Raw genomic sequence first — 13,750 nt, 5'->3', positions numbered from 1 at the left:
GACGGGGTCCACCCCCCGGAGCCCGCTCGCCCCCCCTCAAAGCGAGTGGGCTCTGCCCTTCTGGCGTTCTCTCATTTCGCTGCCTATATCGCCGGCATGAGCGACTGGACACTCCAAGCGCTGATCGACGCGGGCATGTCGGTCACTGGCGGCTGCCTCGATTGCCATCGGCATCAAAAGCTCGATCTGCCAGCGCTCCGCAATCGGTTCGGCGCTGATGCTCCGGCGATGGAATGGAACTTGAAGCCGAAGATGAAATGCGCCGTCTGCGGCGGCAGGCGTATCACGCTGACATATTCGCCAGACACCAGCCCGAAGGATCTCAACCGTAAGTCGGCTGGTCCGTGAGCTGGCCCTTAGTTCGCAGATCCCCGTGCCCGGTCTCGAAGCTCTTGCCACGTCATAGGCTGGCCATCTTCGGAAATAGTGACGCGCTCGTCGCTTTTCATCAGCGCATCAACGGCGATCCACGCATCGCGGGCCGATTCTTTTTCGACCATTTGTGGCTGAACACCGGCAATCCGGTTCAAAGGCTCATAGGTGATTTTGAAGGACACACCCTTTTCTCCTCAGTTCCGACCGCGCCCGGCGGGGCGGGGATCACTCAAACCGAAAGGCTGCCTTCATTGCTTCCTCAGCCTCACGCCAGCGCCGCCATCGATCATTTCCCCTTCCTCAAGGAAAACCACGCCAGCATCGCGTAGAGCGCGTTCTAGCACCTCTACGGTGGCACTGCGCGGTGCGGAGGTGCCGGTCTCGAAGAGGGTGAGCGTCGCAATTCCGATCCCGGCGGCATCGGCGAGGCGCTGCTGGTTCCATTTGATGAGCGCGCGCGCGGCGCGGCATTGATCCGGCGTCATTTCCATTGTCCCCTCAAAGTAGCTTATCCAGTTAATTGTTGCCAGACATATAAAAAATTTATTGACAATAAAACGTTTTGCCACGCTTACCTCTGCGGCAATCACGCCGCGAGCCCAAGGGGGGCAACCCAAAATGTCTGAGAATATGACCGCTCCGGCGGATGGCGGAGCTTTGCCTACAGCTAACCTGAACCGCCGCCTTTTGCTGACTGGCCTAGCCTCGCTGCCGGCCATAGCGGGCGCAGGAAGCGCTCTTGCCTCACAGGCCGTCGAGACGCCAGACGAGCGCGCCGTTCGCCTTGCACATGAACTGTCGGAAGCAATGAACGGCTTCATGACACCGGCAGGCGATAAACCAGGTTGGGTTGCTCACGTCAAACCCTCGGCTTATCCCGGTCCGATCTCATTCTCACAGGATGCAAGGCCTGAGAACCATCCGGACCGCGAACTGCTCGCGCTGGGCGCTGAGTTCGAACACCGGTGGGCCACGGAAAGGCCACCAGCAAGGCTATGAGTGGCATCTATACCAAAAAGGCTGACAAACTGGTGAACCAAGCTATGGCGCACACTGGCGAGATCGTCGAGCGCATCATAGCGAAGCCCGCGCTTACTTCAGAGGGCTATCGGTTATTGGCCAAAGCATATCTTTGGTGCCGAGGGGATGATCCGGGCACAAAACTGACGGTCCGACATGCGCCCGCCGTCACGACCGATGACAAGGTGCTGATGACCGCGGCACTGGCCGGATGCGAGACCCAAACGGAGGGCCAGCAGCGTGCCACCACCGGCGCGCTGATCGGCGGCGCTGGCGGCGCACTGGTCGGCCAGGCGATTGGCGGCAACACCAAGTCGACGGTGATCGGTGCGGCGAGCGGCGCGCTGCTCGGCGCCGTCGTCGGCAGCGCGACGACCCCGCAGCGCCGCGGCGAGCAGCTCTGCCGCTATCGGGACCGCTACGGCCAAATCTACACCGCGCCCTGCGACGACCGGTACTACAACGGCGATTATTGATCCTTTGAGTGACTGGGAGACGGCGTTTTCTGCGCCGGCTCCCCTCTTCCGTCATCCTTTTGTACGCTTCTCGCTGTAAAACCGTCTCTGAGGCGGGCTGCAGAGGAGGTCGAGATGACGACGACCCTTGCCGACGCGCTGAAGGACCGTGGCAAGCGCGCGGTGAAACGGCTGATCGGCTACGATTCCCGCAACTGGTTGCGCATTTGCCAGATCGAGGCCTTCACGGCCTTCCTCGAAGCGGCCAATCGCAAATCCCGCGACGTCATCGAAATCTCACCCGGCTGGAACCGCTACTGGCGGGCGATGTGCCCCAACTACCGCTCGGTTGATTTCCCCGAGTTCGACATCTGCCGGGACCGCACCGACGAGCAATTTTCCATTGTCATTGCCGACCAGGTGCTCGAGCACGTCCAGCGGCCGCTCGCGGCCGCGGCCAACATCCATGCAATGACCAAACAAGGCGGATGGGCAATGGTCGCGACGCCTTTCCTGTTCCGCGTGCATGCCCGGCCGCACGATTACAACCGCTGGACGCCGGCGGGATTGAAGCAGGTCATGATCGAGGGCGGCTTCGCAGAAAATGACGTGCAGGTCTTCGGCTGGGGCAACAAGGCCTGCGCGAGAGCGCATATCGGCGGGCCGGTGCGGGCCTACGGCCTGTGGCGGGATCTCAGCAATGACGAAGAGTACCCGCTAATGGTGTGGGCATTCGCGAAAAAGCGCAGTTAGCTTCGGTGCCAACGTCGAACCGCGACTGCGCCTTCTCGCTTTTCGACAAAGTCCAGCGCGCCAGGAAGCGGGCGTCGGCCCGCCCTTGACCAAGCCAAACGCCGTTCAGAGCTGACGGCTGTCTGCCCTCCTTCTTAGCCTCACGCGCTCAGTCGCTCGACCAGCTGCCGGTGGTCATCATTGCAAGGGCCGCCAGGCAGCGGGGCAACTGCGTCGAGCCGGTCGAGCGAAAGGTCTGACATCTCGGGAGCAAGGGAAGGAATGATCGGCGAAAACGTCTGTCGGTCCATTGCTGTCCTCCGTCTCCAAAAAACTCCTTGTTTTGGGTTCCAATTTCTCAACGGTCCCGGCGGCGCCGGCGGCCATTAATTTTGTTCAGCTCAATCGCGAATTCAGGCACTTAGGCAAGAGCGGGGCTGCGGACCGGCGACATGATCGTGGCGGTCAACCGCAAGCCGGTCTCTTCCGTGCACGATTTGCGAAGTGCGATCGCTGGCAAGCGCGCAATATTGGCGCCGGAACTCATCCGTAACAGTGGGCGTCTTCTGCTGGTTGTGCGATAAATTCGGCGGCCACCACGTGAGGCGTAGCAGTCATGGAGATGACAAGAGGACGTAATCGCCACTTATAGCGAAGGGCTTAGGATGGTAGAGTGCAGACTTCGCGGCCCATCGCGGTCGTGGGAAGGAATTTCGCCTTTTCCTGAAAGCGGACGTCCTGGCGACACCGTAGGGCTCGGGCACTGATTCGCGCGAGCGGAAGCCGTTGCGGAACATGATGGCACAGAGCAATGGTCCTATGGGGCGAGGGCCGGGGAGTTCTACGTCCGGCCCGGTGTGATGACCAATGCGTTTGCGCCTCTTTTATTTCTCCTTTTGCCGGAACTTCGAATGGCAGCTGGCGCAATCCTGCAGGATCAGGTGCAGCAGATGTTCCTCCGGCATTTTTGCCGGCTCGGCCTCGGCGGCACCCGGGTGCTTGCCGAGCAGGCTACCGCCATCCATCGGCAGTCCCGCTCCCATGCGCATGTCGGCGCTGATCTCGGCCGGCGCGTTGTCGGCCTTAGCGGCCAGCGCGTCCGCAAGATCGCCGATATGGCGGGCGAGCGACTCGAATTCGAGCCGCGCCTGGTCAATCTCCGTCTTGGCCCACGATCGCTCCCCCAGCGTGCCGGCCGGGAATTCGGCGATCATGGCGCGGCCGGTGCGGGCGCGCAGCGCTTCGGCAGCCGCCCTGAAGCCGGCGGCGTCATAGGCGCGCTTGCCGTCGAACATCTCGGCTATCGACTTCGCGGCGGCCGCCATTTCCTTCATCGATTCCTGTCGCGCCGCCACAATCGGACCGCCCGAACCCGCTGCCAGCGACGGAGCAAAGGTCAGCGAGCCGGCGAGCAAAAGCATCGCCGCCGCGACAACGGCGCGGCCTCTCATGCCCGCACGTTGACAATGCCCATCATGCCGAGCTGCTCATGCTCGAGGATGTGGCAGTGATACATGCGCGCACCCGGCTGCTCCTGGCGCGTGATGAGCCGCACCGTCTTCTCCTCGCGCTACGTTGACCGTGTCCTTCCATGCCAGATAGGGCGATCTGGCGACCTGGCCGTCGCGCTCGCGCTCACGACCTTGAACTGCGTGCCGTGGAGATGGAACGGGTGATTCATGTAGGGTTCGGAGAAGAAAGTCATCATGCTGAGCGTCCTCGCCGACCGTAGGTCACTGAGATTTGGCAGATCTATGTCCTGATCTTCATCCTGCAGTCGGCCTCAGCCGGTTTCACGCCGACGTTCCAGGCCACAATCCCCGACGTTTTGCCGGGCGAGAAGGACTATACCAAGGCGCACCCTGACACTGCACCGGGGGCACTCCGCCAGGGCCGCCAAATGTTAAGGCCATTGGCCATATCGCCGCTTAGAATTTCGACCGAGTCAAAGATCGATTGAAACATTGCCTTGCGCGCGGCTGCAACAGGCCAGCACATAACCCGCAGACTTCTCTTCGGAAGTGAGCCCGCCAAGATCACACATCGACACTTCGCCGGAGAGCTTGGCTATTCGGCAAGTGCCGCAAACTCCTTGCTGGCACGCGGTGGGGACATAGACGCCACATTTGCGCGCTGCATCCAGCAGGGTCTCTCCGGGCGCGCAGCAATGCTCTATTCCAGACTTGGTGAAGTGGACAAAAGACGAAATGGCAGAGGCTTCATCCGGAGCAGCACCGCCAGCGTAGCCTCCGAAGCTCTCCTCGTAATAGGCCAGCGGTTCAATACCAACTTCATCAAAACTGGCTCGTATTGCCTTCATGTAGAGTTCGGGGCCGCAAGTGTAGACTGTACGATTGGCAAGATCGGGAACAAGGCGCAGGAGCAGGGGGCCATTTAACCGGCCACTCGGTCCTGCCCACGAGGAATCTCCCTTGGAACAAAGGAATGTCACCTCGACGTTGGGAAATCGGGCAGCGAGTGCATCGAGTTCCGATTTAAAGATGATATCGCGTGGCGACCGCACGCTGTAGATGAGCCGAAGGTCCAGATCGGATGCTCGATCCGTCAACATTCGCAGCATCGACATAAGAGGCGTGATCCCGCTGCCGCCCGCAAGAAAGAGAGGCTTTTCGCTGGCAGCGTCATCGAGTTTGAACGAACCCAGGGGGCCTTCAATCTTGATTTCATCGCCGGACCGCAGATTGTCGTGGAGCCAATTGGAAACCAGCCCGCCAGGTGTACGCTTTACCGTGATGTGCAAATCAAGTGGTCGAGTCGGTGGAGAGGAGACGGAGTAGGCTCGCGTCACATTGAGCCCGTCAATGCTCAGGCGAACAAGCACATATTGTCCCGCATTGAAGCAGAACATGCGGTCTGACGCAGCCGAAAAGACAAACGTTTTCACGTCGTGCGTCTCGTCGATCACCCGACGGCAGACCATTGCCTGCGGCGATGAGTCGGCCCATTGCCGCTGCCGCATCGCAGCAACAAATTCAGAAGCCGGAAACGAGGTGTGTGCGTTCATTTGGGCTCTCAGTCACGCGCCAACATGCCATCCAAAGCCTTCGCGGAACAGCGGGTTGAGCCCTACTTTTTGATCGGGTATTCCGATCTATGTTTCGAGCGACATCACCGCGAGCTGGAGCGCACGAAGCCCCTTGCGGATGATCGGCTCATGCTTGCGCCGGGCGAGCATGGCCGTATGGACGGGCTGGTAAAGCGTCGGGGCGCCCTCGACCAGGAACGACGGGACCTCGGCCGTGAACCTGCGGGCATCGTCGTTGCGCATGTAACAGCTCCCCCCGGTTCGTCGCAGCATCGCCTCGGCCAAGCTTTCGGATCCCATGGATAGCCTGGAAATTGCCAGGGCAGGGATCAGTTCCGAATGGGTTTTCTCGAGTACGACGGTGTACCCCGGGCGAATGTAGCTGTCAGGATTCACCTCCGATAGCGTCCTCGCAACGGTGGAGACCATCACATATTCCTCGACCATGAGGTGCGCATAAGTAATTTCGGGAAGATAGCGGGGTGCATAGAGCACGGCTATGTCGAGATTTCCCATGCTGAGATCGGTCACCATCTGATTGGAATAGTCGGACTCTACATGAATCGAGGCCTTTGGAAGAACCTGGCAGAGCGCCTCCACCCACCCAGGCAGCACCGATCGTGTCATGCCAACCTGTGCGGCCACACGTAGCGTCCCTTCGAACCGGTTGAATGCGCGCACGTCATGGCGCGCTTGCGACCATGTCGAAAGCATCGCTCGCGCGTAGGCTTCGAAACGTCGCCCTGCCGCGGTCGGCTCAGCGCCAGCACGACCACGATGGAAAAGCTCTGACCCAACCGCGCTTTCCAGACCCTTGATCCGAGAACTCACCGTAGACTGAGTAATGTTCAGCCGGTCCGCAGTCCGGTTGAAGTTGCGCGATTCAATGATGTCGAGGAACGTCTCGATGTGGTCCAACTGCATGCAGCACGCCTTAATCGAAAAAGCCGATCATTAGCCAGAGATCATTGGCTTGATCCGGGAATTGTCAAGGCGGAAGGTGGAGGCAGTAAACGGCTAGGCGCGGCTAAGCCAGACAGGGAGCGAAGCTAAAGTGTTTATCGTCGACTGCGATTGTCACAACTACTGGTCAAGCGCCACGGTTTTGGAGCCGTATCTTTCGGGCGTCTGGAAGGACATGTTCATCGAGGGCGAGAAGACTGGCCCCAAAGGATCTTTCCCACACGGCCATCGCCCCTGGTTTCATCCGCAGGATTTCTCCCGAAAAGATGTGCGGCCCGAGACCGAGGCGGACAACTACCGGATTATGAAGGAAAAACATCTCGACAAGTATAATGTCGGGGTGGCAGTCCTGACCGGCGACGAGCCCATTGAAGCCTCAACGTTGGCAAACCCGTATTACGCTAGTGCCCTGGTCAGTGCCTACAATGACTATCAGATCGCGGAGTGGTTGCCGAAGGACAATCGCTTCATGGGTTCGATCGTCATTGCGCCCCAGGATCCAAAGCTGGCGGCCGCTGAAATCCGTCGGCTGGGCAATCATCCTCGCATGGTCCAGGTTCTAGCCTCCCAAGGCTCAGTGAAGCCGTATGGTGATCCCTTCTACCACCCGATCTATGAAGCCTGCGCGGAAATGGGATTGCCGTTCGCGATTCACCTCGGCGGGCACGGAGGTGTCAACTGGAACGCCGTCGCGCCTGCCCCCACTACTTTCTTCTGGGAAACGCACGCCATCCTGCACATGTCGGCGATCAGCCATGTCGCCAGCATGATCGCTCACGGCGTCTTTGAGAAATGGCCAGAACTCTATTTCGTCGTGATCGAATGCGGCGTCGCATGGGTGCCGACGGTGCTGTGGCGCCTCGACGCGGACTACAAGGCGCTGCGTAAAGAAACGCCATGGCTCAAGATGCTGCCATCGGAATATTGCCGCCGTAATATCCGCTTCTCAACACAGCCGCTGGAGCAGCCAGCCAACGTGCAGCATCTGTGGTCCATTCTGGAAGCGATGGATGGCGAGAACACGCTGATGTTTGCGTCAGACTATCCGCACTGGGACTATGACGACGCCAATACGCTCCACATTCCGCCTTCCTGGAAAGCGAAGGTGATGGGGCAGAATGCGCTCGAGGTCTACAAGCGCATTCCTGCCATCCTGACCGCGAACGCTGCCTGACGGAGCAGAATATGGGCGAGAAAACCTTCATCTGCCGCGTTGACGAGATCGAAGCCGGGACACCTGTCATTGCCAAAGTCCGGAGCCTTTCGGTGGGTGTGTTCCGGATCGGAGAGAGCTTCCATGCGCTGCTCAACATCTGTCCGCATCGCGGTGCGCCCCTCTGTGAGGGGCCGCAATGCGGGACGACCGCGCCGGTCGAGGATGCGCGGTTCATCTATCATCGAGAAAACGAGATCGTGCGCTGCGCCTGGCACGGCTGGGAGTTCGACATCAAGACGGGTTCCGCACTCGTCGACCCAACTGTGCGTGCGCGAACATTCCCGGTCACAGTTGAGGACGGCAACATTTATGTGACGGCGTGAGGGTCAAAACGATCAGCAGCCCGGTGCAGGGAGACGGAACCAGCGGAAAAAGGCCTGACCGGCTGACTTGAATGGGTTCAAAAAAATAGCGGAAAATCCGCAAATGGGAGAACGGAAATGTCTGAATCTGAGTACAAATTTCGCGTCGCGCAAAGTCTGATCGGGCGCGGCAAGGTTTCCCGCCGCGACTTCATCCATTTGGGACTAGCCGCGGGTCTGACCGTCGCTGCCTCCGACCAGATCTTCGTCACCGCAGCGCGGGCACAACCGCAGCAAGGCGGCTTCGCCAAACTTGGCATGGCGCATGGCGCGACGACAGATTCCATCGATCCGGCCGGCTATCCGGATACCTTCACGCAAACGGCCTTTTCAGGCGCTATGTCCAACGGCCTCACGGAGGTCGACGCCAAGGGTGGCATACAGCCGGACTTGGCCGAGAGCTTCGAATCTTCCAATGGGGCCAAAACGTGGGTTTTCAAGCTGCGCAAGGGCGTCACCTTCCATAACGGCAAGAATGTGACGGCGGAAGATGTCGTGACCTCTATGCGGTATCACATGGGTGTCGATACCAAATCGGCGGCGAAGTCTCTGCTTGAATCCGTTTCCGACATCAAGGCGGATGGCCCAGAAACGGTTGTCTTTACCCTCAAAAGCGGCAACGCCGATTTCCCTTATATCATGAGCGACTATCATTTCGTCATCATGCCGAGCGTGGACGGGAAGGCGGATTGGGCATCAGGAACACGAACCGGCGCATTCGTGCTCGAGAATTTCCAGCCTGGGGTTTCGGCCAAGCTCAAGCGCAATCCGAACTATTTCAAGAACGGCAAGCCTTACTTGGACGAGGTGGAGTTCATCGCCATTACTGATTTGGCGGCACGCATGGCTGCCCTCTCCACCGGGGAAGTGGATTACATTGGCCGCGCCGATCTGAAGACACTCGGCATGCTGAAACGCAATCCAAAAATCGAGATCATCGAAGTCACCGGCTACGGCCACTATACCTTGCCGATGAACGTCACTATGGCACCCTTCGACAATCCGGACGTCCGCATGGCAATGAAGTGGGCGATCGACCGTCAAGAGATCGCTGACAAAATCTTCCTCGGACATGCCACCGTTGCCAATGACAGTCCGATCGCGCCGGCGATCAAGTTTTACAAGAACCCGGAGCCGCAACACCGTTTCGATCCTGAAAAAGCCCGCCATTATTTGAAGAAGGCGGGAATGGAAAAGCTAAAGGTTGATCTCTCGGTTGCCGATGCCGCTTTCGCAGGTGCGGTGGACGCGGGGGCGCTCATTCGCGAGACCGCCGCACAGTGCGGCATCGACGTCAATGTGGTGCGCGAGGCGGAGGACGCCTATTGGGACAATGTCTGGCTCAAGAAACCGTGGTGCGCTTCCTATTGGAGCGGTCGCGCGACAGCCGACTGGATGTTCACACAAGCCTTCGCAGCGGAATCCAGCTGGAACGAGTCATTCTGGAAAAATCCTCGTTTCAACGAATTGCTTGTCCAAGCACGAGCCGAGACGGATGAAACCAAGCGCGCCGCTATGTATGGCGAGATGCAACAGCTGGCCCACGACGATAGTGGGAGCATCGTGCTGGTGTTTAACAACTTCGTCAGCGCCCAATCCAAGAAACTAGGCCATGGCGATGTGGCGCCGAATTGGGAAAATGACGGACTGAAGATGGCAGAGCGCTGGTGGATGGCGGAGGCGTAGGGGTGTTTGCCAGCTGCGTCGCTCGCCCTGCGGACGGCGCAATCCTGGGAATGCGCGCATGCGTTTGAATCCGGTCGCAAAGACGGTTCTACAACGGTTAGGCCTCGGCCTAATTACCCTGTTCGTCGTCTCGATCATCATTTTTTCGGCGATTGCAATGCTCCCCGGCGACTTCGCCAAGGCGACACTCGGTCAATCTGCCACCCCGGAAACGGTCGCGGCCCTTCAACACGAGATCGGCCTCGATCGCCCCCCAGTTGAGCGTTACTTCAGCTGGATCGGTAAGATGGCAAAGGGTGACTTTGGATCCTCTTTTGCCAGTCGAACCGGCTACCGGCGGACGGTCGCCGAGATCATCGCACCTCGCCTTTACAACACCATGTTCCTGGCGGTCATGACCGCTCTCATCGCGGTGCCGCTGGCGCTGGGGCTGGGCATTGTCGCGGCCCTATATCGCAACAGCTGGTTCGATCGGGTTGTGAACACGGTAACACTTACGACCATTTCGTTCCCGGAATTCTTCGTTGCCTACATGCTCGCTTTCCTGATTATCTCGCGCGATACCTTTGCGGGAACCGAATTCGCACAGTCTTTACCTGTCTGGCTGGCAATTTCGATCAACTGGACCCTGAACGTCGTGCCGAAGTTCCCAACTCTGGCCAATATCAACGACCAGACCCCTTTCTGGGACCACGTCTGGCGCGCCGCTCTGCCGTCAATCACGCTCACGCTTGTCATCGTTGCTCACATGATGCGGATGACGCGCGCAGCGATCCTCAACATGCTTTCGAGCCCCTATATCGACATGGCCCGGTTGAAGGGAATGAGGCCAATGGTGGTCGTGCTTCGGCACGCGTTGCCAAACGCCTGGGCCCCGATTGTGACGGTTGTGGCCTTCAATCTTGCGTATCTCATCGTCGGCGTCGTGGTTGTCGAGGTGGTGTTCGTCTACCCCGGCGTCGGCCAACTGATGGTCGATGCCGTGAGATCGAGAGACGTACCGGTTGTTCAAGCCTGCGCGCTTGTGTTCGCCGCTACCTACATCCTGCTCAACCTGATCGCCGACATCATCTCGATCGCAACCAATCCGAGACTTTTGCACCCACGATGACAAGTGCAGAGCCTGTGATCCAGACCACCAGGGCGCCAAGGGTAAGGCGGACGCGCCGATCTCGCATGACTATAGCGCTGAAGAAGGCCCCGCTCAGCGCCTGGTTCGGTATGGGCGTGATCCTCTGCTACGTTGTTGTCGCATTGTTTGCGCCTCTCATCGCTCCATATCGAGAAACACAGGTCTTTAGCGAGGCATTCGCGCCCTGGAGCCACGAGTTTGCGTTCGGGACTGACCAACTCGGTCGCGACATGCTTACGCGACTGATCTACGGCGCCCGCAACACGATCGGCATCGCCTTCATCACAACTATCTTGTCCTTTGCAGCGGGTGTGACGCTCGGCCTTCTCGCTGCAATGTACCGGGGGTGGCTAGACCAACTATTGTCACGCGCCGTGGACGTGTTGATGTCGATCCCGAGCCTGATTTTCGCGCTGATGTTGCTTTCGATATTCGGATCTTCGATAACCAGCCTCATCTTGGTCATAGCGCTGCTCGATTCGACGCGCGTGTTCCGTCTGGCCCGAGCAGTTGGCCTGAACGTAGTAGTGATGGAATATGTCGAGGTCGCGCAGCTGCGGGGCGAAGGCCCCGCATGGATTCTCCGCAAGGAAATCCTGCCCAACATTCTGCCGCCGCTCATCGCGGAGTTTGGTCTGCGATTCTGTTTTGTTTTTCTGACCATTGCGGCATTGTCGTTCCTGGGCGTCGGCATACAGCCGCCATCCGCCGATTGGGGATCGATGGTGCGGGAAAACGCGACGCTGCTTACTTATGGCGATGTCACGCCGCTTTTGCCCGCGGGCGCCATTGCCCTTCTCACAGTAGCGGTGAACTTCGTCGTGGACTGGTTTCTGCATTCAACGAGCGGGCTGCGTGATGAAAAGTAGCAGTGTCATCGCGCGCGAAAGGGGGACAGATCTTCTCACGGTCCGCGACCTTCACGTTGAAGGATTCTCCGACGAGCGCTGGCACCCGATCGTGCGCGGTGTGGGTTTCTCGCTCAAGCGCGGAGAAGTGTTGGGCCTGATTGGCGAATCCGGTGCCGGGAAGTCCACTATCGGCCTTGCTGCAATGGGATATGCCAAGCCAGGATGCCGCATTACCCGCGGCTCGGTGCTGTTCGATGGGGTCGATCTTTTGTCGATGAGCGAAGCACGCCGTCGGCGGCTCCGAGGCTCCCGCATTGCTTATGTGGCGCAAAGCGCGGCTGCCTGGTTCAACCCGGCTCACCGGCTGCTTGATCAGACCGTGGAAACGGCGGTTGCGCACGGGATCGCCAGCCGAGGTGAGGCCAACCGTGATGCTGTGGAGCTCTATAAACGCCTCCAACTTCCAGAGCCCGAGACCATAGGCTTCCGCTATCCGCATCAGGTATCCGGTGGCCAGTTGCAGCGAGCCATGACCGCCATGGCTATGGCTTGCCGACCCGACCTGATTGTGTTCGATGAGCCGACAACTGCGCTCGATGTGACGACTCAAGTCGAGGTCTTGGCCTCGATCCGCAGGGTCGTTGAGGAATTTAACACTGCAGCGATATACGTGACACACGATCTGGCGGTAGTGGCGCAAATGGCGGACCGGATCATGGTTCTACGCCACGGACAAACTGTCGAGGAAGCGGGTACACGGCAGATGCTCACAGCTCCTGCTCAGGAATACACTCGGACGCTCTGGGCTGTGCGCAAACTTGCCAAGCCGGAGATAGAGGCCCGGGACCACATACTTACCATCGACAATGTCACCGCCGCATATGCCGGAAGGGTCAAGGTGCTGTCGGACGTGTCCATCAGGGTTCCGCGTGGCCGAACAGTCGCGTTGGTGGGTGAATCAGGGTCCGGGAAATCGACACTCGCCCGTGTCGTGACCGGTTTGCTGCCTGCTATGTCCGGGTCGATCTCATTTGACGCCCAGCCGCTTCCCTTGTCTTTAAAGCAGCGCTCGAAAGACCTGCTGCGGCGTATACAAATGATCTATCAATCGCCGGACAGCGCGCTTAACCCTCGCCAGACTGTCGAGGAGGTAATCGCGCGTCCGCTCGAGTTCTATTTAGGCTTAAAAGGGGAGCAGCGCGACCGCCGGATCGGCGAACTCATGCATATGATCGAGATGGACGAAAGTTTCCTCGACAGGCTGCCGGGTGAATTGTCCGGAGGCCAGAAACAGCGGATCTGCATTGCGCGCGCGCTCGCCGCGAATCCCGAGCTCATCATCTGTGACGAGGTCACTTCGGCTCTGGATCAAATTGTGCAAGAAGAAATCTTGAAGCTTCTAATACGCCTACAGCGCGAACTCGGCGTCAGCTACATCTTTATCACCCATGATATCGCGACAGTAAGAGCAATCGCGGACGAGGTCGTCGTCATGCACCAAGGGAAGGTTGTGGAGCAGGGTCCAAAAACCGAGATACTGACGTCACCCCACGCTGCCTACACCGAACTGCTACTCTCCTCCGTCCCGGCAATGGATCCGGATTGGCTGACGGGACTTCTAGCAAAACGGAAGCGCCAAGGCACTCTGGACGCGGCTGGCTAAACAGCCCTGCGCACCGGATCAGCACTTCTCGAATTCTTATTGCCCAAGTTTGATGGCGTCTCCAACGCGAAAATGCCGCGACGGCAGCTCTGCGCCTCATTACGGCCGTAGCGACATTCACGGTAAGCGCTGTTCCGACAGCACCTTTCGCGCGTGACGCTGAGGAACGATGTTCGGAGCCTTTGAGGGCTTCGACACATGACGATTTCAGAGCTTAAGCTTAAGTCCAGGGATGAAGAGCCGGTTCGC

At 59.1% G+C, this 13,750-nt stretch carries 15 protein-coding genes and 2 pseudogenes; 11 read left to right on the top strand and 6 right to left on the bottom strand.

What is annotated here, in order from left to right; translation table 11 throughout:
• On the top strand, positions 1-348 hold a 348-nt coding region (locus EOA49_RS33150), incomplete at its 5' end, for a hypothetical protein (protein WP_245460792.1).
• Positions 349-356: 8 nt separating this feature from the next.
• Here the strand turns inward: EOA49_RS33150 and EOA49_RS25130 are convergent.
• Together EOA49_RS25130 and EOA49_RS25125 are read right to left on the bottom strand one after the other, a co-directional pair.
• Complete coding sequence (locus EOA49_RS25130; RefSeq protein WP_127240628.1) at positions 357-557, bottom strand: hypothetical protein; 201 nt, start codon at positions 555-557, stop codon at positions 357-359.
• A 66-nt stretch (positions 558-623) separates the two neighbouring features.
• Positions 624-944, bottom strand: coding sequence for a helix-turn-helix transcriptional regulator (locus EOA49_RS25125; protein WP_245460791.1), 321 nt, complete (start codon positions 942-944; stop codon positions 624-626).
• 642 nt (positions 945-1,586) lie between these two features.
• Between EOA49_RS25125 and EOA49_RS25120 the strand changes: the two genes are divergently transcribed.
• The 3 genes from EOA49_RS25120 (at position 1,587) to EOA49_RS25110 (ending at position 3,166) form a co-directional block, all read left to right on the top strand.
• Positions 1,587-1,871 carry a YMGG-like glycine zipper-containing protein gene (locus tag EOA49_RS25120; RefSeq protein ID WP_127240638.1) on the top strand — a complete coding sequence of 95 codons (285 nt, stop codon included), beginning with the start codon at positions 1,587-1,589 and terminating at the stop codon, positions 1,869-1,871.
• A gap of 114 nt (positions 1,872-1,985) precedes the next feature.
• Entirely contained in the window at positions 1,986-2,603 is a 618-nt protein-coding gene (locus tag EOA49_RS25115) for a methyltransferase domain-containing protein (protein WP_127240629.1), read from the top strand.
• Positions 2,604-3,019: 416 nt separating this feature from the next.
• Positions 3,020-3,166, top strand: a complete 147-nt coding sequence (locus EOA49_RS25110; protein WP_281009321.1) for a hypothetical protein — start codon at positions 3,020-3,022, stop codon at positions 3,164-3,166.
• Between the two features lie 300 nt (positions 3,167-3,466).
• On the opposite strand, the gene EOA49_RS25105 is transcribed toward EOA49_RS25110, so the two are convergent.
• On the bottom strand, positions 3,467-4,033 hold the full coding sequence (locus EOA49_RS25105; RefSeq protein WP_127240630.1) for a cytochrome c: 567 nt from the start codon (positions 4,031-4,033) through the stop codon (positions 3,467-3,469).
• Positions 4,030-4,287 (bottom strand): annotated as a pseudogene (locus tag EOA49_RS25100) (multicopper oxidase domain-containing protein). The gene EOA49_RS25105 and the pseudogene EOA49_RS25100 overlap by 4 nt, the downstream one beginning before the upstream one ends.
• Before the next feature lie 21 nt (positions 4,288-4,308).
• Between EOA49_RS25100 and EOA49_RS25095 the strand changes: the two are divergent.
• Positions 4,309-4,440: pseudogene (locus EOA49_RS25095) on the top strand (MFS transporter); the annotation flags it as partial.
• Between the two features lie 87 nt (positions 4,441-4,527).
• Here the strand turns inward: EOA49_RS25095 and EOA49_RS25090 are convergent.
• Together EOA49_RS25090 and EOA49_RS25085 are read right to left on the bottom strand one after the other, a co-directional pair.
• Positions 4,528-5,607 carry a hybrid-cluster NAD(P)-dependent oxidoreductase gene (locus EOA49_RS25090; RefSeq protein WP_127240631.1) on the bottom strand — a complete coding sequence of 360 codons (1,080 nt, stop codon included), beginning with the start codon at positions 5,605-5,607 and terminating at the stop codon, positions 4,528-4,530.
• An 87-nt stretch (positions 5,608-5,694) separates the two neighbouring features.
• Positions 5,695-6,552 (bottom strand): LysR family transcriptional regulator, encoded by an 858-nt coding sequence (locus EOA49_RS25085; protein WP_127240632.1) that lies wholly within the window; start codon positions 6,550-6,552, stop codon positions 5,695-5,697.
• 130 nt (positions 6,553-6,682) lie between these two features.
• Between EOA49_RS25085 and EOA49_RS25080 the strand changes: the two genes are divergently transcribed.
• From EOA49_RS25080 to EOA49_RS25055, 6 genes are all read left to right on the top strand, one after another.
• Complete coding sequence (locus EOA49_RS25080; RefSeq protein ID WP_127240633.1) at positions 6,683-7,765, top strand: amidohydrolase family protein; 1,083 nt, start codon at positions 6,683-6,685, stop codon at positions 7,763-7,765.
• 11 nt (positions 7,766-7,776) lie between these two features.
• Positions 7,777-8,130: a Rieske (2Fe-2S) protein gene (locus EOA49_RS25075; RefSeq protein ID WP_095781418.1), complete on the top strand. Its 354-nt coding sequence runs from the start codon at positions 7,777-7,779 to the stop codon at positions 8,128-8,130.
• Positions 8,131-8,247: 117 nt separating this feature from the next.
• A complete protein-coding gene (locus tag EOA49_RS25070) occupies positions 8,248-9,855 on the top strand; it encodes an ABC transporter substrate-binding protein (protein ID WP_127240634.1) in 1,608 nt (535 codons plus the stop codon).
• A gap of 64 nt (positions 9,856-9,919) precedes the next feature.
• Entirely contained in the window at positions 9,920-10,966 is a 1,047-nt protein-coding gene (locus tag EOA49_RS25065) for an ABC transporter permease (protein WP_095832867.1), read from the top strand.
• Positions 10,967-11,031: 65 nt separating this feature from the next.
• A complete protein-coding gene (locus EOA49_RS25060; RefSeq protein WP_245460790.1) occupies positions 11,032-11,856 on the top strand; it encodes an ABC transporter permease in 825 nt (274 codons plus the stop codon).
• Positions 11,846-13,501 (top strand): ABC transporter ATP-binding protein, encoded by a 1,656-nt coding sequence (locus EOA49_RS25055; protein ID WP_127240639.1) that lies wholly within the window; start codon positions 11,846-11,848, stop codon positions 13,499-13,501. The genes EOA49_RS25060 and EOA49_RS25055 overlap by 11 nt, the downstream gene beginning before the upstream one ends.
• The last annotated feature ends 249 nt before the right edge of the window (positions 13,502-13,750 follow it).

Source organism: Mesorhizobium sp. M1A.F.Ca.IN.020.04.1.1 (assembly GCF_003997315.1).
GTDB lineage: Bacteria > Pseudomonadota > Alphaproteobacteria > Rhizobiales > Rhizobiaceae > Mesorhizobium.
The sequence above is the reverse complement of the archived record's forward strand: the minus strand, read 5'-3'. Positions and strand labels throughout refer to the sequence as shown.

What these genes read in the sequence shown, in the direction of transcription:
- EOA49_RS25120 (WP_127240638.1), top strand. Translation starts at nt 1,587, where the DNA reads ATGACCGCGGCACTGGCCGGATGCGAGACCCAAACGGAGGGCCAGCAG.
- EOA49_RS25115 (WP_127240629.1), top strand. Translation starts at nt 1,986, where the DNA reads ATGACGACGACCCTTGCCGACGCGCTGAAGGACCGTGGCAAGCGCGCG.
- EOA49_RS25105 (WP_127240630.1), bottom strand. Translation starts at nt 4,033, where the DNA reads ATGAGAGGCCGCGCCGTTGTCGCGGCGGCGATGCTTTTGCTCGCCGGC.
- EOA49_RS25090 (WP_127240631.1), bottom strand. Translation starts at nt 5,607, where the DNA reads ATGAACGCACACACCTCGTTTCCGGCTTCTGAATTTGTTGCTGCGATG.
- EOA49_RS25085 (WP_127240632.1), bottom strand. Translation starts at nt 6,552, where the DNA reads ATGCAGTTGGACCACATCGAGACGTTCCTCGACATCATTGAATCGCGC.
- EOA49_RS25075 (WP_095781418.1), top strand. Translation starts at nt 7,777, where the DNA reads ATGGGCGAGAAAACCTTCATCTGCCGCGTTGACGAGATCGAAGCCGGG.
- EOA49_RS25070 (WP_127240634.1), top strand. Translation starts at nt 8,248, where the DNA reads ATGTCTGAATCTGAGTACAAATTTCGCGTCGCGCAAAGTCTGATCGGG.
- EOA49_RS25060 (WP_245460790.1), top strand. Translation starts at nt 11,032, where the DNA reads ATGACTATAGCGCTGAAGAAGGCCCCGCTCAGCGCCTGGTTCGGTATG.
- EOA49_RS25055 (WP_127240639.1), top strand. Translation starts at nt 11,846, where the DNA reads ATGAAAAGTAGCAGTGTCATCGCGCGCGAAAGGGGGACAGATCTTCTC.